Genomic DNA, 25167 nt, shown 5'->3' with positions numbered 1-25167 from the left:
CGGGAAATTCGTTTTGTCATAAGCTTCAAGCTGAAAATCTGAGAGCAGCTGCCCTAGGTGAATAGTTACCACGCGCATTCCGCGCGGTTGCGACCTTGTTTGAGGCGACATCTACTGCGAAACTTCGTTTCGCAAGATATCTAATGAAGCAAATCAGTAATTATGGACTAATCATACAAATATGGATTCACTGGAGCAGCTGGCTGACTTGGATAAGTCGGTGCCTGATAGCTTGGTGCTTGTTGATACTGATAAGGACTCGTTGGAGCTTGATAGCTTGGAGGAGCTTGATAGCTCGGAGGAGCTTGATAAGTTTGCGGTTGTTGATATTGGTAACCAGGATCAGCAAAAGCAGCAGGGCTTTGTTGTTGAACTTGCGCTCCTGGAACAGCAGCTTGAATTGCTTGATCTAATCGGAAAGGCAATACAGTACCACTTCTTATAACAAACTCTTCACCCTTTCTAAAAGCGCCAGCAAGTATACCAGCTCCACCGCCAATCCCTGTACCGATTGCAGCAGCTTTACCTTTCTTACCACCACTAATAGAAGCGCCAATTAAACCAGCTAGAGCACCAGTACCAGCACCCACTGCAGTACTCTTCACAAAGTGAGAAGTTCTACCGCCATCGGCTGAAAGTTTAAATGTATTGCTGTCAATAGTTGCAGATAAAGGAATGCGTCTACCATCAGGAGTAATAATTGCAATCAATCTCATATCCATGTAACCAGGCTTTCCTGTTCTACCAGCAGGTTCCACAGCAACGACTTGTCCTTGCACTTGCGAACCTGGAGGAGCAATGATACTGGAACCAGCATAAATTGGTCCGTTCAAAGCAGCTGTAAATGTTTCACCCACTTGAGTAAACTCAGAACTCAAAGTCTGGCTAAGACTAACATTCACTGGAGTTCCAGCTGGTACGTAGCTCACTTGTGCTTGATAAATATCCTGGGCTTTTAAGCTCCCAGCGCTTAGTAAAATAATTAATAATAAAGTCAGTAAATTTTTCATTCTTTCTCCTAGTATAGTTATACCCAATTACAGTGATGCATTTGTATGTAAAGCATCGGTTATGGCGGTCAATCTCGTTACATCCACTGGTGATTTATGACCAGCAAGAACAATCAAATAAGAAGTGCCAAAACTTAATACTTGCATAACTCCTTTGTCAGTCAACATTAACCTACTGCTAATAGCGGCCAAGGGTTCTTGTGAGTTAATAATATTGGTCAAAGTCTTTCTTAAATCCAATATCTGAGAATTATTCTCGAGCTTGGCTTGAATCACATCACCATCAGGATCAAAATGAACAAATCCGTCCAAACCAGGAAGCAAACTTAACTCAGCAAAATTTAATGTCGTCGTCGTTCTAGCCATCATTTGTAGTAACCTCTATCTCTTCAACATCAAGCCAAGGCTCTCCCAAAACCATTGCAAAAACTTTGGCTCTAAAAACAACTTGATCTTCATTTTCCATATTAATATTGTGTTCCTTAAATAATTTCAATGGTGCAACCAGTTTCAGCTCCACTAAAGGGATATCTTTCTGGTCTGGTCTTGCCAAAATCAAACCAATATAATCTTTAGAAGAACGCATCGCTTTCTTGTAATCAAGCGGCAAATCACCAAAAGAATAAAAATCACCCTTGATATTTATTTTCTTGCCTAAGTATTTTTCTGGATCAGCAACCAAATCAACTAGCTCTGTGTATTCTTCAATACATTTGTTTTTAGCTTCAACTAAACCAGAATGACTCAAAAAGAAGGCTAGGCATAATGCGATAAGGATTCTCATATCATATTAAGGATACACTAAAAAAAATCCAGTTGGGCTTAAGCAGTCAATTAAATGTGTAATACACCATGCATATTTTTCAGGCAGCTAAATAGACATCCTGCAAAACCCCGTTTTGCTAGTGATGTTGCTTTAAGGATAATTCCGACTTTTGCAGTAAGTCTAATGTACAACAAGCTCCTAGTAAATTCAAAATTGCGCTATACTTAAGATTCAACCCTAAAATAGTAAAACAGGTTAAAATAAGTTCAGTGGAATTAATTGAAGAACTCAATAGAATCAAACTAGCCAACCGGATTATCAATCAAGATAGTGCCAAGCTTGGTATTAGACCTATTACAATTGGTGAGCTGCTTGAACATGCCGAGCCAATTCAACAAAAAACTGAGTATCAACCAGAGCCAAGAGAAATCAAGACAGAAGCTCCTAATCCTCAAGCAAAAATACAAATCAGACACTATCTCAAAGCAGCCTTGCCAGGGCTTGTGCTTATCACTGTATTAATTGTTGGTTACGCTTTATTTGCATTCCTTACTAATCATGAAACTAATAAAGTCACCAAGTTGACTAAAGCCACAACAGCAACTGCAGCTACTACAACACGAGGTTTGGTAATAACTAGTGGTAACTTTCAAAATGCCACAACTGCAGAACGTTATAGATTACGACTAGCACGCAAACTAGGAGTCGATCTTAAAGTCATTAAAGATGGCAGCCAATTCACAGTACAAATTGGTCCAAATTACAAAAATAAAGAAGATGCGATTGTAGTTTTTGATGAGCTTTCAAGATATTCTGTTAATGATCTCTCTCTAAGACTTGATCGCGTATAGAGCCGTCATTGCGAGCCCTCGAAGAGAAAATACTTACATAGGTGCAAATCTAGAGTATAATTTTTTTGATGAACCTCAGTAATTTGCAAGACAATTTTTGGCTACGAAGACTCCACTCCTTGAGTGGTATTGTGCCAATCGGTGGATTTTTAATGTTTCATCTTTTTGCAAACAGCACTGCTCTTACAAGTGCCGATAATTACAATGCGGTAATTAACTTCCTAAGAGAGCTACCTTTTGTTGAATACATCGAGTGGTTAGTTTTGTTTATTCCAATTGGTTTTCATGCAATTTATGGAATTGTAATTTGCTCAACGGCGCAACCTAATCATATGAAGCGTCCTGGCTTAGAAAATTTTAGATATATTCTACAACGCGCCACTGGCATATGGGCAATGGTTTATATCTACTATCACATTATGCAATTCAAAACAGTGCATGATCTTGATTACAACTACATCGCCAAGACACTTGCTGGCACTGAGACTATATCTTGGTTACCACTAATTCCTTACGTCAATCCGTTTAGCGTTTATTGGTTCTATGTGATTTCACTTCTTAGTATCAACTATCACTTCGCAAATGGTCTTTGGGGATTTTGCATCACTTGGGGAATCACGATCGGCAAAAAATCTCAAGAAGCTATTAGCTTGATTGGTGTCGTTGTTTTTGCAGTTCTAAGTTATATTGGAATTGCGACGGTTAATCATCTTGCGCATGTCGGTGCTGGGCTCTAATAGCTCATGGACAAGTCTTTAGTCTATGCCACAATTATGCTTCTCGCTGGTTTTGGTATACCTATCATGGCAAGCTGGAATGCCAAGCTTGGGATCGCCCTTAAGAGTCCAGTACTGGCTGTTATTGTTTTGCTAGTAGTTGCAACAATAACAATTCTGCCTCTGGTTCCTTTTCAAAGTTCTTTATCAAACTTAGAATTACCTAAATTACCTTTCTATTATTTCCTTGCAGGGATCATATTTATTTTCTACATACTTCCCATCACTTGGATAATGCCCAAGTTTGGTGTTGGTAACGCTGTCTTTTTTATACTCTTGGGGCAACTAATCTCTTCAGCAGTCATCGATCATACTGGTGCCTTTGGCGCCACGCAAATTCCCATAGACATGACACGCATCATTGGTTTAATACTAATGGCTGCAGGCGTTTGTTTTTATGTCAAAATTAGCTAAGTTCTTCAGTCCATTCATCTCGAGGGATGAAGTGCGCGCCCGCCCAAAGCTCTTCAAGATTGTAATACTCTCTAGCTTTCTCATCGATGATATGAACTACCACGTTCAAGTAATCAAGCAAAAACCATTGGTCACCATATTTACCTTCACGCATTGCTGGTTCCATACCTTCAGCAGCTAGGTTATCTTCGATGTGAGAGGCAACTGCTTTGAGTTGTGCCTTACTAGAGGCAGACGCAATAATAATGTAATCAGCAACATCTGAAATCTGAGTAATATCCATGATTTCTGTATCCTTTGCTTTCTTGTCTTCTCCAAGACGCGCTGCTTTAAAAGCAAGTTCTTTAATTCCTATTGTTTTCAACGATGTTCTCCTGATTTGTGATTAAGTACAAATACTTCACGTATTGAACTTAAGTCCTCATAAAAATCTACCTTCACTACAAGGTCAACGATGTTGGGGTCTCTTTTGACTTCAACGACTCTGCCCACCGGAAAGTTTTCTGGATAAGGACAATTGTCTGTATCAATGCAAATCCCTGATGTCACAATCTCATCACCAAGTTCAACTGCCGAGTCAACTGTAATAAACTGCAAAGACGCTGGTTGAGGGTGATTGCCGCTAAGTACTCCATATTGATTGAGCCTAGCAATCTTGACTCCCATACGCCATTCTGGGTTGAAAATCAATTGCACAATTGAATTATGCGGAGCAGTTTTGCTTACTTGACCAATAATCCCGCGCTCAGTAAGTGCCCCAAGTCCAACTGCAATGCCATCCTTGGATCCTTTGTTAATAATGATTTGTTTATGCCAGGAATCTGGACTTCTACCAACGACTTCAGCAAAAACTGTTTGGTATGCAAAATTGCTTTTGAACTTGAGTGCTGCTTGATAATCAAGCAGTTTAGTTTCAACTGCTTTGAGAGCGTTATTCTCAATCATTAGGGTTTTATTCTCTAAATCCAAATGGGCCGCAAGCTCTTTACTCGCTAGTAAGCTCGCTGTCTCATTTCTACTTTGTTGCAGGTTCTCATAATTAGTACTTATAAATGAACCTGTACTGTTGTATAAAAACAAAGTCACAGCAGTAAGCGGTCTATTGAAAACCCAAAGCAGCGCAAGCGCGATCAAAAACGGAATTACAACGGTTCTTAGTGAAGGTAATCGATATTTAGAACTATCGAGACTAAGCAAATGATGGATCCCCAGCCAAGTCTAAAACTCTTCTAAGTGCTTTATCATGCAAAACTCTACCGGCTCCAAGTACTACACATGAAAGTGGATCTTCAGCAATATGCACAGGCACTTCTGTTTCATGCGCAATCATTTCATCAAGACCTGGAAGTAATGCACCACCACCAGCAAGTACAATTCCACGATCATAAACATCAGCAGCAAGCTCAGGAGGAATTCTCTCAAGAGTGCGTTTCACTGAATCAACAATTGCTTGAAGCGGCTCTGACATCGCTTCTCTTACTTCTGGTCTACTAATCAAAACAGTACGCGGTAAACCATTAAGTAAATTAAGTCCTCGAACTTCAAGTTGGTCTTCATCAAAAATATCACTAATCTTGAAAGCCGATCCTAGCTTGATTTTGACCATCTCAGCAGTTGTTTCACCAATTGATAAGTTATAAACTTTTTTCATGTAAGTGACGATTGATTCGTTTAATTCATCACCAGCAACTCTTATACTTTCTGAGATTACTATTCCAGAAAGAGAAGTAACAGCTACTTCAGTTGTACCACCACCGATATCAACGATCATGCTACCAATTGGATCAGCAACAGCAAGTCCAGCACCAATTGCTGCAGCCATTGGCTCTTCAATTAAAAATACTTGACCAGCACCTGCATTTTCTGCAGCCTCGCGTACGGCTCTTCTTTCAACTTCAGTAATTCCACTTGGGATACCAATAGCGATTCTAGGTTTACTCAATGGTTTGAATGCACCTTTGCCGGTTGCTTTTTCCATAAAATATCTGAGCATCATTTCGGCATGGCGAAAATCTGCAATCACACCATCTCTAAGTGGACGAGTTGCGATTATATGACTTGGCGTTCGGCCAATCATGGCTCTTGCTTCTTCGCCAACTGCAAGAACTTCACCAGTATCACGATTAACTGCAACCACGCTTGGTTCCCTCAGGATAATTCCTCCCTCTGCCGTGTAGACTAATGTATTAGCAGTTCCTAAATCGATACCAATATTTTTCGAAAACTTCTTAAAAAAACTCATATGAGGTCTATTTTAGCTCAAGAAGCATCGACGATGCTTAAATTTATAGAGACGTTAATATTCGAAAAGACGAGTCGATGCGTAGCTTAAGGATTAATTTGATTATAAGTAATACAATTAATCGTAATACACATTAGGCGCAAATGAAAGCTCTATTAGATCACTAGCGTATAATAAACTCATGTCTCTCAGAAAAGCCATTCAAAACAAGGAATTTGTCATCACAACCGAAATTAACCCACCCAAGGGTTGTGATCCGATTATAGCAATTGCCAATGCAAGCAAAATTAAGGGGCTAGTAGATGCCATCAATATTACCGACAACTCAGCAGCCACTATGAAAATGTCTTCTTTGGTACTCAGTTATCTAATCCAAAAAGAAACCGGTATTGAAGCAATTTGGCAAATGACCTGCCGCGATCGTAATCGCTTAGCCTTGCAATCTGATCTAATGGGCGGAGCTGCTCTTGGTTTAATTAATCTTTTGCTGCTCAAAGGCGATCCACCTAATGAACCGATCAAAGAAGAGAAGTGTTTTGATGTCGGCACAGAAGAACTAATTACAATTATCAATCAGCTCAAACAAGGTAAAGATAGCGAAGGCAAAGAACTCAAATCAAGCCCACCAGATTTTTGCATGGCCTCTGCAGCCCACCCAGGCTTGCCCAATCTTGCCGCGCAAAAAGAAACCATGCTACGTCGACTGGATTTAGGTGTAGAATTTTTTCAAACACAAATTTGTTTTGATAAAGAACAAATCAACAAATTCGTTGATTCAATTGGTGATGAGCTTGCCTCTAAAACCATACTTGGGATCACTCCACTTAAATCACTTGGGCAAGCTAATTTCATGAACAAGAATATTTTTGGAGTTACTGTCCCTGACTCAGACCTGGCAGCCATGGAAGCTGCTGGAGATGACGCTGCCAAGCGCGGACTTGAGCTAGCCAAAGGCTTGGTTGATCACATCAAAACAACTCCACTTAAAGGAATTCATGTCATGGCAATTGGACAAGAAGATATTTTAGACAAAATCGTTTCAACAATAAGATGACTAAAGCATTACTAGAAGTCAAAAACCTCAGCAAGGCTTTCCCTGTCAAAAAAGATATTTGGGGAAGGACCACCCTCACGCTCAAAGCAGTCAACAATATTAGTCTTGAGCTTCACCCAGGTGAATGCCTCACGATAGTTGGTGAATCAGGTTGCGGCAAATCAACCATGGCCCGTTTGATACTCAAACTCATTGAAGCTGATCAAGGTGAAGTGATCTTTGAGGGCGAGGATATACTCAAACTCAAGCCAGCAGAACTTAGAGCCAAGCGCCAAGATATGCAAATGGTCTTCCAGAACCCCTTCAGTAGCCTGGATCCACGCTACAAGATAGCTGATACTATCGCCGAGCCGCTCAAGATTCATCGCAAAATGAGCGACGTCGAAATCAAGCAGCGCGTGCTTGAACTCATCGACCTAGTAGAACTTGACGAAACTATCCTCACTAAATATCCGCATCAGTGCTCAGGTGGACAAAATCAACGTGTTAGTATCGCCCGCGCTCTTGCACTCAATCCCAAGTTCATCATTGCAGATGAAGCTGTAAGTGCGCTCGATGTTTCTATTCAATGGAAGGTACTTGAGCTATTTAAAAAACTCCAAAAAGAACTTGGCATTAGTTTTCTTTTTATTGCACACAATCTTGGCGTAGTGAAATATATCGCAGACAGAGTTGCAGTAATGTATCTTGGAGAGATTGTAGAGCTTGCAAGCAAAGAAGATCTATTCAACAAGCCGCTTCATCCTTACACTAAGGCTCTTCTCAATGCCGCTCCAATAGCAGACCCTAAGCAAAGAGATAGAGAACGTATTTTGCTTGAAGGCGATATCCCAAAACCTACTGACATTCCTTCTGGTTGTGCTTTTCATACTAGGTGCCCTGTGGCTGAGGCAAGATGTTCTGAAATTAAACCAGCCCTTGAGTCTCATGGGCAGGGGCATCAAGTGAGTTGTTTGCTGGTATAAATTATGTCTCAAACCGAAAGTGCTAATCCTAATTCAGTTAACCTTGACCAACTCAGTAGTCTTGAATATGTTCAACTGCACATCCAAGAAGAGCATGCTGTAATGCAAGCTCTCAAGAATGCTGAGAAGCAAATTGCTCAAGCTATAGATTTGATCTTTGAGAGTTTTAAAGAGGTGGATCTGGATCAAGAGCCTTACCAAGGACCACGGTTGTTTTACGTTGGCGCTGGCACCAGTGGCAGACTAGGAGTACTTGACGCTTCTGAATGCCCGCCGACATTTTCGACTCACCCAGAAATGGTTCAAGGTCTTATTGCTGGAGGCGATTTTGCTTTGCGTAATGCTGTTGAAGGAGCCGAGGATGACGAGATTGCCGGGGAGAAATTAATTCAACAGTGTTCAATTAATTCCAGCGATGTACTTATCGGTATTAGTGCCAGCGGTGTCGCGCCCTATGTAATCTCCGCACTCAAAACAGCGCGTGAACTTGGAGTCACAACTATTACAATAGCTAATAATCCAAACGCAGCCATCTTTAGACATTGCGATCAAAAGATACTCCTTGAAACTGGTCCTGAGATATTAGCTGGCAGCACCAGACTCAAAGCTGGCACAGCCCAAAAAATCTGTCTCAACATAATCTCCACTGGTTTAATGGTCAAACTTGGTAAGACTTATGGCAATCTGATGGTGGATCTTAAGGCAACTAATACTAAACTCAAGAAACGTGCTGTTAATTTAGTCATGACTATCATGGCTTGTGATGAAGCTAAAGCGCTTAAACTCTTGGAAGAGAATGATTTTCAGATTAAGAAAGTGATCCTGCGATCACGATAACTTGCATTAGATAATCTAATTTGCTAAGATCAGATCATGCGTCTTATTAGTCAAGGAATACAGCCCAACTCTCTCTCACAACTAAACTTTGGAGAATTAACTTTGGAGTATTTCAATAGTAAAGTGTTAGACTCTTTAACTAAAGAGCAGCTTGCTGACTTGCATCATCCAAGTACAAGACTAGGCTCAATACCCTTATATCAAGATGAATTATTCACGAAAGAGCTAGGAGCAAGAGGGGTAGAAGCTCCTCATAGTAACTTATTGATAAATTCAATCAACCAAGTCATCAAGCATGAGCAAAAATGCATAGCCCTTATAAGTCGCTATTTAGACCAAGAAACAATCCAAAACACACTACTACCAGTATTAACACAAATAAGGACTGGGGATCTAGTTGCTGACGATGCAATATTAGAAATTAAAGATCTACTAGATAAATCTGATAAACAAATCACTGATATAGAAGTCATTGAACAATCACTCAAAGATATGCAAGCCGTATCAGATACTTGTTTTGAGATATTTTGCGCTATCCAAGAACAAATAGAGCAAGCTTAGGACCTCAACAATCATATAACTATAATAAAAATAGCTTGACAACCAAGGAGCTGCGCTAAAATTAGTATCAATGGCTAACCAAAAAGAAATCCGAGTCAAAATCGCTTCTACCAAGAAGACTATGAAGATCACTTCAGCGATGAAATTAGTCGCTGCTGCCAAAGTGAACAAGATGCAGAAGAAGATCGAAGCCACTAGACCTTATTCTAAGAAAATAGCTGAGCTTTTTGCCAATCTCGTTGCTTCTTTATCTCCTGAAGATCTTGCGACAAACCAATTACTTCAAAACAAAACAGAAATTAACACAGTATTGCTTGTTGCAGTAAGTTCAGATCGCGGACTTTGCGGCGCCTACAACACCAACATTGTTAAAGCAACTATCAAAAGAATCAAAGAACTAAACGAAGAAGGTAAAACAGTTAAACTGATGACCATCGGACGCAAAGCCAAATCTGCAATGGCAAGACACAAAGCTGACAAGTTTGAATTAGTTGAGTCCTTTGCAAACCTCAGTTCTATTCCTAGTAATCAAGAAGCTAATTTAATTGCCGATACTGCTATCAAGGAATTCACCAGCGGCGCTGCCGACAAAGTAGAGATCATTACTACTGATTTTATTTCACTTGTTCATTCAGAAGTCAAGCGTATTGATTTCTTGCCAATCTCTGGTGAGTCAGTGATAGAACACAATGGTTCTAAAGCTGAGCCCTATCAAATCCTTGAACCTGGTGCTGAAGCTCTGATTGCAGCACTCGCTCCAATGTACACAGAGAACCGCATCTACCAAAGTCTACTTGAAGCGACAACCAGTGAGCTTGCAGCAAGAATGACTGCAATGAGCAACGCAACTAATAACGCCAAAGAGGTTATCAAAAAACAAACTATTGCTTACAACAAAGCAAGACAAGCAAGTATTACTCAAGAAATTTCTGAGATTGTAGGCGGAGCTGCTGCCTTAGCCGGATAAGATGTCTGTTACAGAAACCAAAACTAGCGCAAGCCCAGAGATGCTCAAGCTCATCGAAGCTAAAAGACAAGGGCAGGCTCATAGTATTGATGAACTGTCTTGGTTTATTAATCACCTCAGTGAGATTCCAGACTATCAAATTACAGCTTGGCTAATGGCTACTTGCATTAATGGACTCAGTGATGAGGAGACTATCAACCTCACCAAAAACATGGCCTACAGTGGTCACGTACTCACGCTCAAGCGCGAAGCGGAGCATGTACATAATGATGGTCATGAGCACGACAAGGACAATTGTCATAGTATTCACGTTAATCATTCTAGAGGTTTTGTAGACAAACATAGTACCGGCGGAGTTGGCGACAAAGTCACTCTAGTACTGGCTCCCATCCTTGCTTCATTGGGCTTCAAGATTTCTAAATTCTCAGGTCGCTCCCTTGGTCACACCGGCGGTACCATAGACAAACTTGAAACTATTCCTGGTTTCAAAACTGACCTGACAATGAAACAGTTTGAAAAACAAATCAAAGAAATTGGCATTGCACTAGCTTCACAAAGCACAGAGTTTGCACCTGCCGACAAACGCCTCTACTCTCTTAGGGATCGAACTGCCACAGTCCAATCAATTCCTTTAATCGCTTCAAGCGTCATGTCCAAAAAAATTGCGGGTGGTGCAGATATTGTTTTACTTGATGTCAAAGTTGGCTCAGGTGCCTTCATGAAAGACGTGAAAACAGCCAAGGAACTTGCCAAGCTCATGGTCAAAATTGGCAAAGCCGTGAATCTAAACACCAAAGCTATTCTCAGCAATATGGATCAACCACTTGGTTCAGCGGTGGGTAATGGTCCTGAGCTAGTAGAAGCAATCTCTTTACTAGAAGGCAATTGCGACAATGATCTCTACGAGCTAGTAATGGAGCTGGCTAGCTCTATTGCAAGTACCATTGAAATAGATGATGTAATTAGATCTGGTAAGGCCTATGTCAAATTTACTGAATGGATCGAAGCACAAGGTGGTGACATGAGTAAAATCAAAGAAGCCACTAGCGCAAAGTTCTTCCTAGAATACCGCGCTGATCAGTTAGGTTATGTCAAAGAACTTGACGCCCTTAAAATCGGACAAGCGATTCATGAACTTTCATACAGCCCCAAGGCTGACGGTAGTTATGATATCGACAACGCAGCTGGACTTTGGCTCAAAGCCAAGATTGGTGATGAGGTTCATCCTGGTGATATTCTTTTTGCAGTACAAGGCAATGATGAAGCTGCTCTTGCGGATACAGCAAACAAGATCATTGATGCTTATTTATTTTCTGAGCACAAAGTCAAGAAGCCGAAGTTGGTTTTTAAGAGATATAGCTAGTTAAAATAGACTTAATTATTAGACTTACCAATAAAATACAAATCACTAGTAGCTGGATCCTTGGTATACAAAGGACCTTCTTTAGTCTTGTGTTTATTAGAATACTTATTAAATTTGCGCAAGTAACGGTGGTGAGTAACAAAGTAACCTGGTCCTTCTTCCAGATATTGAAACAACGCAACGTGATTCAGCTTGGGGACTTCTCGCTTGCCATAGAACTCAAAACTGGCTCTATGAGCGCCATAGCTCACCAATCTATCATCAGGCTCAAGCATCTGCACAAAAGCCTTAGTACCTGCATCACGAGCATAAGCAAAAGGTTTCATTATAAAATGCACCGCTACCAAATAGCTTATTGAACTAGCAATCAAAATCACCATAAAAGCAAAGCGTCCATTACTGAGAATGGCAGTCATCGCAATGATTGAAGCCGAAATAAACAAAAATGAAATTATCGCAATTGGCATAAACACAGAAGCTGAATAAACCTCAAGTATCTTGGCTTTAAAAACAAAGGCAAGCAACAAATCAGTAATAATAATGACCAAGGCAAACAAAGCGCAACCAATAAGTGCATCAAGATTTTTGTAGCCATTACCTTTAACTACTTTGAACTTAACAGACCACCAACGTGCCAGCACCAGAGCCAGCGGCAAATATAGCGGCAATATATAAGTAGGCAGTTTAGTCTTGGACAAACTAAAAAACACAAAGACCACAGCTGCCCAAAGCAAGCAAAAATGCACTTGGTGAGTAGCTTTGGCTGAATCAGAGCGCAAGTTAAGTCCCTGATTTGAGTCCTTATACAAAATTGCTTGAAACAAAAAGAAAGTCCATGGAAAAACTCCAGCAATAACAACTGGAAAATAAAACCAAAACGGCGCACTATGCCCAGTGTGCACTTCAGTAAAACGACTAAGGTTATGACTCAAAAAGAATTCCTTGGTGAATGCACCATCAGTCATCAAATGTACTGCAATATACCAAGGCAAGGTCATTGCCAAGAATATCAAAAAACCAAAAGCAATATCAAGCCAAGTATCAGCAACAAAAGTCACTAATTCTTTTTCATAGATTAAAAATCCAAAAACAATAATGGCAGGCAAGACAAAAGCAACTGGTCCCTTACAAAGCACACCAAAACCCATCATCACAAAAGAAAGAATCAACCATGTAGAGCTACGCTTGGCGCCCAAAGCAAATCTTTGTTTAATCTCCAATCGGTCTCTATAACTTAGATAGAAGAAGCTAATCGCCGCGCAGATAAAAAACGCAAGCGTCATATCAGTAATAGCAAGCTTGGCAAGAACAAAAATCTTGAGACTAGTAAGCATGATCGCTGCAGCTATCAAACCATAACTCTGCAAGCTCCCTAATAAAAATGCCAATGATACTAAACCAGCCCCTGCAAATACTGAAGGCAAGCGCGCAGCAAACTCATTAAGTCCAAAAACTTTGAAAGATATTAATTCAAACCAATAAAACAAAATCGGTTTATCAAAACGTGGCAAATAATCGCAATACGGAACTATATACTGTCCGCGTTCTATCATCTCTCGAGCAGTCTCGGCATATCGAGGTTCATCAGGACTAATTAATGGAAATGACCAAATATCAAAACCAAGAAAAATACTTGAGATGACAAATACAGCTATTAGTATCGGCAAATTCATTACGGTCTCAATTCTGGATCAATTATCGCTGGGCTAATCACCGGCTTAAGCCTCAATGGTCTATAAATCAGGAAAGCCGCTCTACCAATGACTCTTGACTTAGGCAAAAATCCCCATTCATGACTGTCAAAACTATAATTGCGATTATCACCAAGTACATAGTAATAACCTTCTGGGATTACTATCTCGGGAATATCATAATAAGGAAGGAACTCAGTACTAGAATGATGGTAAGGCTCTTCAAGCCTATGTCCATTAATAAATACTCCTTCATTCATCTTGATTTGTAATCTATCGCCAGGCAAACCAATCAATCGCTTGATATATGCTTCTGGTTGGGGTAAAAAAGGTAAGCCAGTAAGTCTTGCAAAAAGATGCCAAGGATCATTTTTGATTACATCATGACCACCAGTAGCAGCAGGCGGTGGATAAAAAATAACAATATCTCCGCGGTCATATTGCTTCTTAAAGATACGTGTATATTTATCGACAAATAATCTATCATCAATTTTCATTGTTGGCACCATAGATTCGGATGGAATAAATCTAAACTCACCTACTCCAGCTCGGATGAGAATCAAAAGTGCTAAGACCACGGTAATTTGAGCAGTAACTTCTCTCACTGTCCAAAAACGCCATTCTGGGTAGCTAAAATATTTTTTCCAACTAGTGTCTTCTTGCTGCGGAGGTTCCTCGCGCGGTGGCTTAGACCAGAAAACTAGGTCAAGTAAGCCTTCTTTAATACCATGAAAAATACCTTTAATAATGTCAAGAATGAAGTTCATCAGCTAGTAATCTTAACCTATTTTACATTAAAATACTTGGCATCTGGATGATGTACCACAATCGCTGATGTCGAATGTTCTGGATGTATTTGCCATTCTTCTGATAACTCAAGACCAATACGTTCTGGCTTCAATAATTCAAAGAGTTGCTGTTGATCTTCAATACGCGGACAGGCTGGATAACCAAAACTAAAACGCATACCATGATAAGCGCCGCGCACTAGTTTTGCCGTCTCCTCGTGATCCTCTGCCGCAAAACCTAGCTCCTTGCGAATTCTTGCATGAGCATACTCTGCAAGCGCTTCTGTTGTTTCTGTCGCTAAACCATAGTGATAGAGATATTCTTCGTAGTCTCCCTTCTCGTAAATACTGCGAACATAATTCGCAGACTCCTCGCCGATGGTTACCACCTGAAAAGCCACTAGATTCTTGGAGCTCCCGCTAAAGTAATCCGTTAAGCATAAGTTGTCCTTATCCACTTGTCGAGGGAAAATGAATTCCTTCTCTCCCTCTGCACTATGTACGATAAGCCTATTGGGGTTCTTTGGATCAACTTCACACTCATAGTAACCATAACTATATTGCGGCTTCATATAACCGATCTTTTTGACTTCAGCCTTGATACGCTCAAGAGTTGGCAAGATCACTTCTTCTCTTTGCTTGGCATAGGCTTCTTTAGTTTGTTTGCCCTTGCCCATATTCCATTGACCAATAATTAAAGAGTCAACATTGATATATTTCCAAACATCATCAAGCTCTATATCACTGTCGACAAGCTTGTCTCCAAGGAAAGGAGCTTGAGGAATTTCTGTAATTAGCCTTGTATCAGAGAGTTTATCAGTAAAGGCAAAAGCATCCTGAACATCTTTGGCATCTTCAACTGCATCATACGGAGCATCTGTTTCTGGATTTATTTGTTCTTGATTTGATTTCGCTCTGGTTTTATAAAACTCTTCTTTGAGGTTTTCTATATAGATCTTGTAGCGGTCTTTTTCCTTCTTGGGACCTGAACAGATTCGCTCCATCAAGCTCAAATCAGTAAATGCATCAAAACCATAGAACACCGTACCGCCATAAACATTGGCACAATCCTCTTCAACGTAACGGCGTGTCAAAGCAGAACCGCCAAGAATCACTGGTACATCAATACCACGCTCATTCATTAGTTCTAAGTTCTGTTTCATGATTAGAGTTGATTTAACTAAAAGCCCTGACATTCCAACAACATCAGCTTTATGCTCTTCGACCGCCTGTAAAATCGCATCAACAGGTTGCTTAATTCCAAGATTGTGAACCGTATAACCATTATTTGTAAGGATGATATCTACCAAGTTCTTGCCAATATCATGCACGTCACCCTTGACTGTCGCAAGTACAAAAGATCCCTTGGACTGCGCTCCTTCTTCTTTGTCCATAAACTGCTCAAGATGAGCAACCGCTGTTTTCATGCAGGTTGCAGACTGCAACACAAAAGGCAATTGCATTTCACCAGCACGAAATCTATCACCAACGACTTTCATGCCGTTCATCAAAAAGATATTAATGATATCAAGTGGTGCATGTCCCTTGGCTCTAGCAGCGTCAAGATCCACATCTATATTAGTTTTGTTTCCATCAACAATTCGCTGTGCCAAAATTTCTTCCAGAGTCAAGTCTGCATAAGGATCTTTATTCTTGTCAGTATCTTGCTTGACATTTTCAGCAAGCAAAACCAAACTATGCAGTGGGTCATACCCCTCTTTCCTACGATCATAAATCAAATCCAAACAAATTTCTTTGATCTTGGGTTCTATCTTAGCCATTGGATAAAGCTTACGAGCTGAAGCAATTGCCATATCCAAACCTGCTTGTATACATTCATGCAAAAATACTGAATTGAGAGAAGGTCTTAACTTGGCATCAATACCAAAACTAATATTACTCAAACCAAGTACTGTTTTAACTTCTGGGTATTTTTGTTTTATAAGGCGAATCGCTTCAATGGTCTCAACACCAGCGTTACGCATCTCCTCGTCACCCGAAGCAAGCGTAAATGTCAAAGTATCATAAATTAAATTACGTGGATCCATTCCATACTTATGAACTAGCATTTCATAAAGACGTGAAGCAACTTCAAGTTTTTTCTGGGCGGTTTTTGCCATACCCTCTTCGTCAATAGTAAGTACCACCAGCGCTGCACCAAAACGTTTGGCTAGGGCAGCGACTTGTGCAACCCTTTCTTCGCCATCTTCAAGATTGACTGAATTAATAATAGGCTTGGCTGAGATATGTTTCAAAGCAGCTTCCAGCACCGGGTATTCAGTACTATCAACCATAATTGGAATATTGACTTGAGTATTAACTCGCTTGATCACTTCAACCATGTCTCGCGTTTCATCACGACCAACATAGGCAGTACAAACATCAAGCACATGAGCACCTTCTGCAGCTTGATCCTTAGCAATGTCTACAATGCCGTCATAGTCCTCGTTACCAAGCAGGTCACGAAATAACTTGGAACCATTGGCATTAGTACGCTCACCGACAATCAATGGACGCGGCTCCATAAGCATAGGGACAGAGTTATAAATAGAAGAAACAGACTGAATTACTTCCGTCTTCGCTTCGCTACGACGCGACAAGTCCTCATTAAACTGTCGATCTAAATTGACCAGCTTCTCTGCCAGCATACGAATATGCTCATAAGTGGTACCGCAACAACCGCCAACCACACTTACATTAAAATCTTTGACAAAACGACTGAGCTGGGTTGAGAATTCCTCTGGATCAAGCGGGAAGTGAGCGTGACCACCGACGTTCTCTGGGATTCCTGCATTCGGCAAACAGCTAATCATAAACGGACTTTCTTCAGCGAGGTACTGAATATGCTCACGCATCTCTGCTGGTCCCGTGGCGCAGTTCATACCAACGATATCAACCGGATAAGCACTAATAGTAGTGAGTGCCGAAGCAATATCAGAACCAACCAAAAGTGTGCCCATAGTTTCTACGGTTACTTGAACTTGAATAGGTAATTTATTTGGTGAGCTTGCCCAAGCCGCAGGACCTTCTGGTACCATCACGTCCAAACATGCATTAATACAGGCTTTGATCTGCAAAGGATCTTGGCAAGTCTCGATCAATAATAGATCAACACCACCATCAATCAATCCTCGCACTTGTGGTTTATAACTCTCGTACAACTCATCAAAACTAATATTGCCAAGTGAGGCTAATTTAGTACCTGGTCCAATTGAGCCAGCAACAAAGCGAGGCTTCTCGGGAGTCAGCGCAGTATATTTATCAGCAACCTTGCGTGCAATGCTAGCAGCAAGCTTGCTTACTTCATAAGACTTCTCTTCAATTCCATATTCAGCAAGCACTAATTGACTAGAACCAAAGGTATTAGTTTCAACAACATCGGCTCCAGCCTCAAAAAACCTGCTGTGAATCTCTTCAAGAATATCTGGACGGGTATAGTTTAATTGTTCAGGACAGCCTTCGTATTCATCTCCGCCATAATCCTCTGCGGTTAAATCATAAGTAAATAAGCTAGTGCCCATTGCACCATCAAAAATAATGCCACGTGTTTTAGCTATTTGGAGGAATTTAGACTGCTGCTGATTCACTTCAATATATATTAACTCATAACAGCAGATCCAAAGTCAATATTACGTATATACAAAGCGTTACGCTATCAACGCCGGGTGATAACAAAGTAACGAACGTTACACCGTTACGACCCGGCGTTGATCTATACGGCGTTGATCTATACTGCTTTCTGGGTTTACTATATAAGAGGCAAACAATTATGAATGAACTGGCAACTAATCCTATTTTAGAGACACGAGAACTCTGGTGGAATATAGACCACCATACTGGCAAAATTATTTTTTATGCAATGGCGGCAATTGCAGTTGCAATTCTCATCAATGGTTTTTATCAAAAACTCAAAGCTATTTTTACTGGCAAAGCAATGAAAGAAGATCGCAACACAAATATCAAAGACAGGATAATGACTGTCTTTAGTTTTGGCTTGCTACAAAAAAAGATCAAAGAAAAAAAATCAGGTGGGATTGCACATCTTCTGGTCTTCGTAGGTTTTATTATACTTTGGATAGTTACAGATATAGTTGCAATTCAAGAACATGTTTTTACAACGGTTCATTTCTTTCAAGGTAGCTTCTACAAAATAGTTAGTTTTGCTGCAGAGATCGGTGGATTATTACTGATAGTTGGTGTAATTAGTTTTAGTGTGAGACGTTATCTGGTTAAATCTAAAAACCTCGATAATACTCAAAACGACTGGATCCAATTAGTCTTCCTTGCACTCTTTGTAGTTACTGGTTTTATGCTAGAAGCCTTTCGCATGGCTGCAACCAACCACATAGAAAGCTTTGCACCAATTGGTGCAGCACTCGCTCACTTTGTCTCATATATGACAATTGAAGATCTGACCAATGCACACCGTGTGCTTTGGTGGTTCCATGGCATATTAACCTTTGTTTTCATCGCCCTAATTCCTTACACCAAGTTTGCGCATATTTTATTATCACCGCTGACAATGTACTTCCGTTCAGAAAGAGCAAGAGGACAACTCTCAACTCCTTATAGCCTGCTAGCTTTAATGGAAGCAGAAGCTGAAGGTAAAGAAGTAGACGAAGATGATTTTGTGGCTGGTGTATTCACTTATAATGATTTCTCTTGGAAGACTCTTCTAGATAGTGAGGCTTGTACTAGCTGTGGACGTTGTCATGTTGTTTGTCCAGCACAAAACACAGACAAACCACTCTCTCCTAAATTCCTCATGCTTGACATTCGTGCGATGGCAGGAAAAGAAGATAGAGATGAAGTCTACACCCACATCAGCCCAGACGTACTATGGTCTTGCACTAGCTGTAATGCCTGCGTAGAGGAGTGCCCAGTGCTCATAGAGCACGTTGACACTATTGTAGATATGCGCCGCGCGCTCTTACAATCTAATATGGCGCCAAGTAATCTGCAAGCGACTCTCAAAAACATTAGAACTAAATCAAACCCATGGGGCTTAGATCCAAGTGAAAGAGCTAAGTGGATAGAAGAAATCAAAGCAGAAAAATCTATCGACATCAAACTTGCTGCCCAAAACAAAGGTAACTTTGAATATCTCTATTGGGTTGGTAGTCCTGGCGCTTACGATGATAGAAACAAAGCCGTAACCAAAGCTTGCGCAGAACTCTTCACCAAAGCTGGCATGAATTTTGCAGTACTTGGTAATGAAGAAAAAAGCTCGGGTGATACAGCAAGAAGAGCCGGTGATGAAGGACTGTTTCAAGAACTAGCCTTAGAGAATATCGAAATTCTTAGTCGCTATGGTGTGAAAAAAATCATCACTCATTGCCCACATACCTATAATACTTTCAAGAATGAATATCCAGAGCTTGGACTTTTGGGCGTTGAGGTTTATCACCACACAGAGATACTTGCTCAAATGATCACTCAAGAATATATCAAGCCAACAAAAGAGATCAACGAAACTATTACCTACCATGACCCTTGCTACCTAGCAAGATACAACGGTGTCATGGACCCACCTCGCTTTATTCTTGAATCAATTCCAGGACTTAATATCCAACATATTGCCAAAGAAAAAACAAAAAGCACTTGCTGTGGTGGTGGTGGTGCGCAGATTTGGTATGAAACTCCTGGTCAACAAATCAATGTCATGAGACTTGAAGAACTAAATGAGCATAGCCCAAACAAAATCAGCGTCGCTTGTCCATACTGCAGCATCATGCTGAGTACCGCCACTACAACAACATTCCCAGGAACTAACGCTCCTGAGATTGAAGATGTGGCGGTGACACTAGCAAAATCTGTTTTATAGAGTCATTACTGCGTCACGTTGTTCCTCGCAATGACAAACAGAAAACCCAAGTCAGGACTTTATCCCCAACTTAGGTTTTCACAATTGATCAAATTATTTATCATTCCGGTCCCATGTTTTTTATAGGATTAATCTCCCGTGATTCGAACCGTCGATACTATATCTATACCACCATCAATAGATATAAATTTCGTCTTAGTAACTGAATTTAAGCCTAAAAATCGGTCTCCTGGGTTATATAGAATTATTCAGAAATTTTAAAGCTGCGAAGCTCTCATCCTTGGATCCATCTTCATCAGTAAAATATCAGCAAGTAAATTACCCAAAACCAACATCAAACTACCCAATAATAAATTAGCAAGTACGACATTGATATCTAATTTACGGGCTGCTTCAAGTGTCAAGTAACCAAGTCCAGGGAAAGCAAGCACCATCTCAATTAGAGCAGAGCCGCCAAAAAGACTAGAGAATTCATAGCCCAAAATAGTAATCAATGGATTCATTGCATTGCGCAAAGCATGTTTATAAATTACTTTGTTTTCTGGCAAACCCTTAGCACGAGCAGTACGAATATAATCCTCTCGCAAAACATCCAGCAGATTGCCGCGCATCTGTCTTTGCAAGCCAACAATACCGCCAATAACCAAAATAAACACAGGCAAAAACAAATGACGCAAGAGATCCCAAAACTGGCCAAGTGGACTAAGTTCATCATAGAAACTACTTGTCAATCCACCAATTGGAAACCAACCTGAGGACAAAGCAAACAAGAGCATAAAGATAGCAAGCACAAAGCCAGGCACAGACATAAACACAGATAGCAAGAAGCGCAAAGAACTATCCACCCAAGTACCACGATTGACGGCAGCAAAAACACCAAGGGGAATTGCAATCCCCCAAGTAAACACAATTGCAAAAATATTTAAAATCAAAGTATTAAAAAGTGCTGGTGCTATTAAATCAATAACCGGTATATTGTTCTGGCTCAAACCAAAATCACCTCGCACAACATTACTAAGCCAGGTAAAATATTGTTCCATAAAACTTTTGTCTAGCCCAAGGCGCTTGGCTTCTGCTTCAATACGCGACTCAGAAATTTCTGGATTTAATTTCAGATCAGCCAGCGGATCACCAGTTTGAACTTGTGTCTTGGGACTATAAAACTTGAATAGATGAATTTCAGTATAAGGAATCTGCAAATCAATCTTGAGCTCAGGCACAGTGAAATTGATCTTCATTAACGAAAAAGTCATGAAACTAATAAATAGAACCAAAAAAATGGAGCCGATGAGTCGTTTAGTCAAAAAAATTAACATAGGTATCACTGGAAATCACGTTGCAACACTTGTCGCGTCGAAACAAAGTGAAGACGGATTAATAATCAAGCTCTTGATTAGCTTCAAAATTAATAATATCAGATCTAGTAATAATGCCAACTAGCTTATTGCCTTGATGTTCATCAACAATCAATAATCTACCAATCTTGTATTCATATAGCTTAAGGATCGCGGCATGTAGATTATCATGCATACTCAAAAGTCTCAACTCCGTACTCATGATTTCAGCAACAGGACTACCCTGATCCAACTGCACGTCAAAGGCTTCATGTATATCATGTTGAGTCACCATGCCCACTAATTTACCTGAAGCGTTCAAAACTGGAAAACCAGTATGATCGCTATGATCAAAGAGCTCATGTAACTCACGAATAGTCATAGTATCCTCGATAGTATCAAGTTCACGAGTCATTGCATCTTGAATACTAAATCTCTGCAAATAAGATGGTGTAGTGAACTCACGAATATTAATCCCATCATTCTCAAGCAAGTTAGCATAGATACTTCCCTCTTTAAGTCTCTCTGCACTGATATTGGCAATAATACAACCAAACATCAAAGGTAAAACCAATTGATAATTACCAGTAAGCTCAAACAACATCACAATACTTGTAATTGGAGCTCTAGAAATTGCAGTAAAGAATGCACCCATTCCCACAAAAGCAAAACTTGCTGGATCCACATTCAAACTAGGTACCATCAAATCTAATAGATGTCCCAAACCAGAGCCAAGCAAGGCACCAAGTATCAAGGCTGGCGCAAAAATTCCACCCGGCACGCCGCTACCATAAGCAATGACAGTAAGTAAGTACTTCGCTAAAAATATCAAAGGAATTAAAGACCAAGCATAAGCTCCTGACAAAACACCCTCTAGCGTGGTATGCCCTCCACCAAGAGCCTGCGGCACCCAAATACCAACTACTCCTGTTATTAATCCAGCAATAGCTCCCCAAGACCAAGCCGGCACAGCAGCAAGATATTTCTTATAAAAATTAACAGAAAACAATACTGATCTTTGAAAATAAGTACCAAAGATTGCTGAGAGTACTCCTAGAATCACAATTGCAATAAGAGTGATAGCCGTAATTGGGCAATCGCACTGAAAATGAAAAGTAAAAAAATCACCGTAAAGCATACGACAAGTAAACGCAGCTGCAACAGAAGCAACAATAGCTGGGCCCAAAGACAAACTCGAAAAATTACGGTCAAGCTCTTCAATCACAAACATCACACCTGCAATAGGAGTATTGAAAGCTGCAGCCAGACCGGCTCCAGCCCCGCTTGCAATAGCTCTCTTACGGTGCTTACCACCAAGTATTGGACTTAGTTTTGAAGCGATCCCTGCGCTAATCTGGATAGTCGGCCCTTCGCGTCCAAGTGAAAGTCCAGAAGCAATCCCTGCAACTCCACCAATAAACTTGGCAAAAATAGTTCTTAGCCTTATATTAGCGCCACTACAGTTAAGTACATGTTTGACTTGAGGAATACCACTACCCTTGGCATCAGGAGCAACCTTGTCGGTAACTAAACCTGCTAGAAGTCCACCTGTAGCACAAAACAAAGGCAAGAAAACCCATGGATACCAGTGCTCACCAGAGTTTGATACATGTGCCAAAAGCTCCACTACTTTCTCCGTACATAATCTAAAAGCAACAGCAACACAACCAATTACAACGCCAATGATTGCAACCCTAATAAGGATCTGAGTTTTGTAATCTAGAATACGTGAAAAAAAATCTTTTAGTTTTGTTATTTCACTCATTTACTTGGTCCTATCTTTGTGCCTTTGAAGGGTCTTGCTTGAATGTTAATCGAATTGGTGTTCCCACAAAACCAAAATACTGTCTTAATTGAGACTTCAAAAATCTCGTGTAAGACTCGGGGATTAAATCTGGATAATTTGCGAAGATCACAAACTGTGGTGGTGTTGAATCTACTTGAGTAATATATTTGAGCTTGACTGCTTTTTGTTTAACGACAGGAGCCGGTGTAACCACAGTAATATCAGACAAAACTTTGTTTAGTATATTAGTTGAGATTCTACGCTTACGCTGCTCATCAGCCTCAATGATCAATTGCCAGAGATTATCAAGTCGTTTACCACTCACTGCAGAAGTATATTCTTTGGGAGCATAATCAATAAAACGCAATTTATAATCCACTTGTCCTTTGTATTTAAGGAGTTTCACGGGATCTTCTTTAATTTCAGGATCAAAAATATCCCATTTGTTTATCAAAACCACACAAGCCTTACCACGCTCTTCAATCAATGAAGCTATTTTTTGATCTTGATCTGAAATAATCTCATCTTCAGTTGCATCAATTAATAAAACTGCTACATCACAAGCAGCAATAGAGAATGTAGTTCTTATATTAGAGAAACGCTCCACTTCTGCGTTAACTTTAGACTTGCGTCTCAAACCAGCAGTGTCAATCAACTCAAAAGCATGACCATGACGATTAAGCTTGGTATTAATAGCATCACGAGTTGTCCCGCTAACTTCACTAACAATAGATCTTTCCTCACCCAATAATCTATTAAAGAGACTTGATTTACCTACATTGGGTTTACCAACTATCGCCACACGAATCTCATCGGGATTCTTTGGCTTCACCAAACTTGAATCATGCTGCTCAGAAATCATGTTGAGCATGTCACCTAGTCCATGAGAGCCATGCAAAGCACTAACCGCAAAAAGATTTTCAAAACCAAGTTTATAAAATTCATAAATCAATTGCTCACGTTCCGGACTATCTACTTTGTTAACAGCCAAATAAACTGGTTTAGTTGTTTTCTTTCTCAAGAGCTCTGCAATCGAGGCATCTTCTTTGGTAATTCCAGTAGCAACATCAACAATAAATATCAAAGCATCTGCCGCATCCAAACCATTCATTGCTTGCTCAAAAATTTGTCCAGAGAATTCATCCTCTCCATCAAAACTAATACCACCGGTATCAATGATGGTAAATTCCTTAGCGTCCCATTCAAAATCTATATAGTTACGGTCACGAGTGATACCAGCTTCTTCACCAACTATCGCCACACGCTGACCAGCTAGTCTATTAACTAAGGTACTTTTGCCTACGTTCGGACGGCCTATAATAGATATAACTGTTTTCTTCAATGCGTAATGTCCTCAAATTGCCCAGAACTGCGTTACGCTCATAAGGGTCAATTCCGTAATACAATTATCGCTCTTAAGGGATAATCTGGATAATAGCTTATGGAAGTTTTAAGGATTAAGCCTATTAGCCCGAGCTTTTGTTAGAATTTAGGCCATTAAGTGAGAATCCTTATCATTAAATTAAGTGCCCTTGGAGATATTGTCCACACGATACCAGCTCTTAACGCCTTGCAAGCTCAATATCCCCAGGCTCAAATCGACTGGTTAGTTTATCAATCCTTTGCACCGATACTGGAAAATCAAGAAGCACTCAATCAAGTTATCAAACTTGAAAATAAAAAGCTCTCTACTTTATTAAGAGCTAGTAAACAACTCAAAAAACAAAACTATGACCTTGTTATTGATTTTCAAGGCTTGATCAAAACAGCCCTTATGGCAAGATTGATTTCTAAAAGCACTAGAGGGTTTAATAAACCGCGCGAGAAACTAGCGAGTATTTTTTACCAAGAAAAAATCGACGCTGGCAATATCATGGATAATGATATGCACATCATAGATAAAAATTTAAGGCTCGCCCCCTTCCCCCTTCCCCCTTC

At 40.2% G+C, this 25167-nt stretch carries 23 protein-coding genes; 11 read left to right on the top strand and 12 right to left on the bottom strand.

All coding sequences use genetic code 11. From position 1 onward, the window contains the following. Positions 1-167: 167 nt before the first annotated feature. The 3 genes from O3C63_05205 to O3C63_05195 are packed head-to-tail and all read right to left on the bottom strand — an operon-like array spanning position 168 to position 1794. Entirely contained in the window at positions 168-1010 is an 843-nt protein-coding gene (locus O3C63_05205; GenBank protein ID MDA0772322.1) for a hypothetical protein, read from the bottom strand. Between the two features lie 27 nt (positions 1011-1037). Continuing rightward, on the bottom strand, positions 1038-1379 hold the full coding sequence (locus O3C63_05200) for a hypothetical protein (protein ID MDA0772321.1): 342 nt from the start codon (positions 1377-1379) through the stop codon (positions 1038-1040). Beyond that, positions 1369-1794, bottom strand: coding sequence for a hypothetical protein (locus O3C63_05195; protein MDA0772320.1), 426 nt, complete (start codon positions 1792-1794; stop codon positions 1369-1371). The genes O3C63_05200 and O3C63_05195 overlap by 11 nt, the downstream gene beginning before the upstream one ends. A 251-nt stretch (positions 1795-2045) precedes the next feature. Between O3C63_05195 and O3C63_05190 the strand changes: the two genes are divergently transcribed. The 3 genes from O3C63_05190 to O3C63_05180 all read left to right on the top strand — a co-directional run bounded on the left by O3C63_05190 (position 2046) and on the right by O3C63_05180 (position 3817). Beyond that, positions 2046-2627: a hypothetical protein gene (locus O3C63_05190; protein MDA0772319.1), complete on the top strand. Its 582-nt coding sequence runs from the start codon at positions 2046-2048 to the stop codon at positions 2625-2627. A 68-nt stretch (positions 2628-2695) separates the two neighbouring features. After that, a complete protein-coding gene (locus O3C63_05185) occupies positions 2696-3364 on the top strand; it encodes a hypothetical protein (protein ID MDA0772318.1) in 669 nt (222 codons plus the stop codon). A gap of 6 nt (positions 3365-3370) precedes the next feature. Further along, positions 3371-3817: a DMT family transporter gene (locus O3C63_05180; protein ID MDA0772317.1), complete on the top strand. Its 447-nt coding sequence runs from the start codon at positions 3371-3373 to the stop codon at positions 3815-3817. Here the strand turns inward: O3C63_05180 and rsfS are convergent. Genes rsfS through O3C63_05165 form a run of 3 tightly spaced genes read right to left on the bottom strand, consistent with a single transcriptional unit; the run spans position 3810 to position 6059 of the window. Then, positions 3810-4181, bottom strand: a complete 372-nt coding sequence (rsfS, locus tag O3C63_05175) for a ribosome silencing factor (GenBank protein MDA0772316.1) — start codon at positions 4179-4181, stop codon at positions 3810-3812. The two genes, O3C63_05180 and rsfS, sit on opposite strands and share 8 nt — an antisense overlap. After that, positions 4178-5014, bottom strand: coding sequence for a rod shape-determining protein MreC (mreC, locus tag O3C63_05170; GenBank protein ID MDA0772315.1), 837 nt, complete (start codon positions 5012-5014; stop codon positions 4178-4180). Before mreC ends, rsfS begins: the two co-directional genes overlap by 4 nt. Then, the gene (locus tag O3C63_05165; protein MDA0772314.1) at positions 5007-6059 is read right to left on the bottom strand and encodes a rod shape-determining protein; all 1053 of its coding nucleotides are present in this window, start codon (positions 6057-6059) and stop codon (positions 5007-5009) included. Before O3C63_05165 ends, mreC begins: the two co-directional genes overlap by 8 nt. A 181-nt stretch (positions 6060-6240) precedes the next feature. On the opposite strand from O3C63_05165, the gene O3C63_05160 reads away from it, so the two are divergent. From O3C63_05160 to O3C63_05135, 6 genes are all read left to right on the top strand, one after another. Beyond that, the gene (locus O3C63_05160; protein MDA0772313.1) at positions 6241-7113 is read left to right on the top strand and encodes a methylenetetrahydrofolate reductase; all 873 of its coding nucleotides are present in this window, start codon (positions 6241-6243) and stop codon (positions 7111-7113) included. Continuing rightward, positions 7110-8078, top strand: a complete 969-nt coding sequence (locus tag O3C63_05155) for an ATP-binding cassette domain-containing protein (protein MDA0772312.1) — start codon at positions 7110-7112, stop codon at positions 8076-8078. The genes O3C63_05160 and O3C63_05155 overlap by 4 nt, the downstream gene beginning before the upstream one ends. Before the next feature lie 3 nt (positions 8079-8081). After that, positions 8082-8915: an N-acetylmuramic acid 6-phosphate etherase gene (gene murQ / locus O3C63_05150; protein MDA0772311.1), complete on the top strand. Its 834-nt coding sequence runs from the start codon at positions 8082-8084 to the stop codon at positions 8913-8915. 36 nt (positions 8916-8951) lie between these two features. After that, a complete protein-coding gene (locus tag O3C63_05145) occupies positions 8952-9476 on the top strand; it encodes a hypothetical protein (GenBank protein MDA0772310.1) in 525 nt (174 codons plus the stop codon). A gap of 70 nt (positions 9477-9546) precedes the next feature. Beyond that, positions 9547-10443 (top strand): ATP synthase F1 subunit gamma, encoded by an 897-nt coding sequence (atpG, locus tag O3C63_05140; protein ID MDA0772309.1) that lies wholly within the window; start codon positions 9547-9549, stop codon positions 10441-10443. Position 10444: 1 nt separating this feature from the next. Next, positions 10445-11806, top strand: coding sequence for a thymidine phosphorylase (locus O3C63_05135; protein MDA0772308.1), 1362 nt, complete (start codon positions 10445-10447; stop codon positions 11804-11806). An 11-nt stretch (positions 11807-11817) separates the two neighbouring features. On the opposite strand, the gene O3C63_05130 is transcribed toward O3C63_05135, so the two are convergent. From O3C63_05130 to metH, 3 genes are read right to left on the bottom strand one after another with little or no spacing between them, the layout of a single operon-like run. Further along, positions 11818-13473: a phospholipid carrier-dependent glycosyltransferase gene (locus O3C63_05130; protein MDA0772307.1), complete on the bottom strand. Its 1656-nt coding sequence runs from the start codon at positions 13471-13473 to the stop codon at positions 11818-11820. A gap of 5 nt (positions 13474-13478) precedes the next feature. Further along, the gene (gene lepB / locus O3C63_05125) at positions 13479-14264 is read right to left on the bottom strand and encodes a signal peptidase I (GenBank protein MDA0772306.1); all 786 of its coding nucleotides are present in this window, start codon (positions 14262-14264) and stop codon (positions 13479-13481) included. 17 nt (positions 14265-14281) lie between these two features. Beyond that, positions 14282-17872, bottom strand: a complete 3591-nt coding sequence (gene metH, locus O3C63_05120) for a methionine synthase (protein ID MDA0772305.1) — start codon at positions 17870-17872, stop codon at positions 14282-14284. Between the two features lie 182 nt (positions 17873-18054). Here metH and O3C63_05115 point away from each other — a divergent pair, with 182 nt between their 5' ends. Continuing rightward, positions 18055-20109 (top strand): heterodisulfide reductase-related iron-sulfur binding cluster, encoded by a 2055-nt coding sequence (locus O3C63_05115; GenBank protein ID MDA0772304.1) that lies wholly within the window; start codon positions 18055-18057, stop codon positions 20107-20109. Between the two features lie 257 nt (positions 20110-20366). On the opposite strand, the gene O3C63_05110 is transcribed toward O3C63_05115, so the two are convergent. The 3 genes from O3C63_05110 to der all read right to left on the bottom strand — a co-directional run bounded on the left by O3C63_05110 (position 20367) and on the right by der (position 24571). Beyond that, complete coding sequence (locus O3C63_05110; GenBank protein ID MDA0772303.1) at positions 20367-21413, bottom strand: ABC transporter permease; 1047 nt, start codon at positions 21411-21413, stop codon at positions 20367-20369. A gap of 70 nt (positions 21414-21483) precedes the next feature. After that, positions 21484-23208 carry a chloride channel protein gene (locus O3C63_05105; GenBank protein MDA0772302.1) on the bottom strand — a complete coding sequence of 575 codons (1725 nt, stop codon included), beginning with the start codon at positions 23206-23208 and terminating at the stop codon, positions 21484-21486. Positions 23209-23218: 10 nt separating this feature from the next. Beyond that, positions 23219-24571, bottom strand: coding sequence for a ribosome biogenesis GTPase Der (gene der / locus O3C63_05100; GenBank protein ID MDA0772301.1), 1353 nt, complete (start codon positions 24569-24571; stop codon positions 23219-23221). A gap of 159 nt (positions 24572-24730) precedes the next feature. Here der and O3C63_05095 point away from each other — a divergent pair. After that, positions 24731-25167: lipopolysaccharide heptosyltransferase I (locus tag O3C63_05095; protein ID MDA0772300.1), on the top strand; the 437-nt coding region annotated here is incomplete at its 3' end.

It is taken from the genome of Cyanobacteriota bacterium (assembly GCA_027618255.1).
GTDB lineage: Bacteria > Cyanobacteriota > Vampirovibrionia > LMEP-6097 > LMEP-6097 > JABHOV01.
Note: the sequence above shows the minus strand (reverse complement) of the source record. Positions and strands in the feature narration are given on the sequence as shown.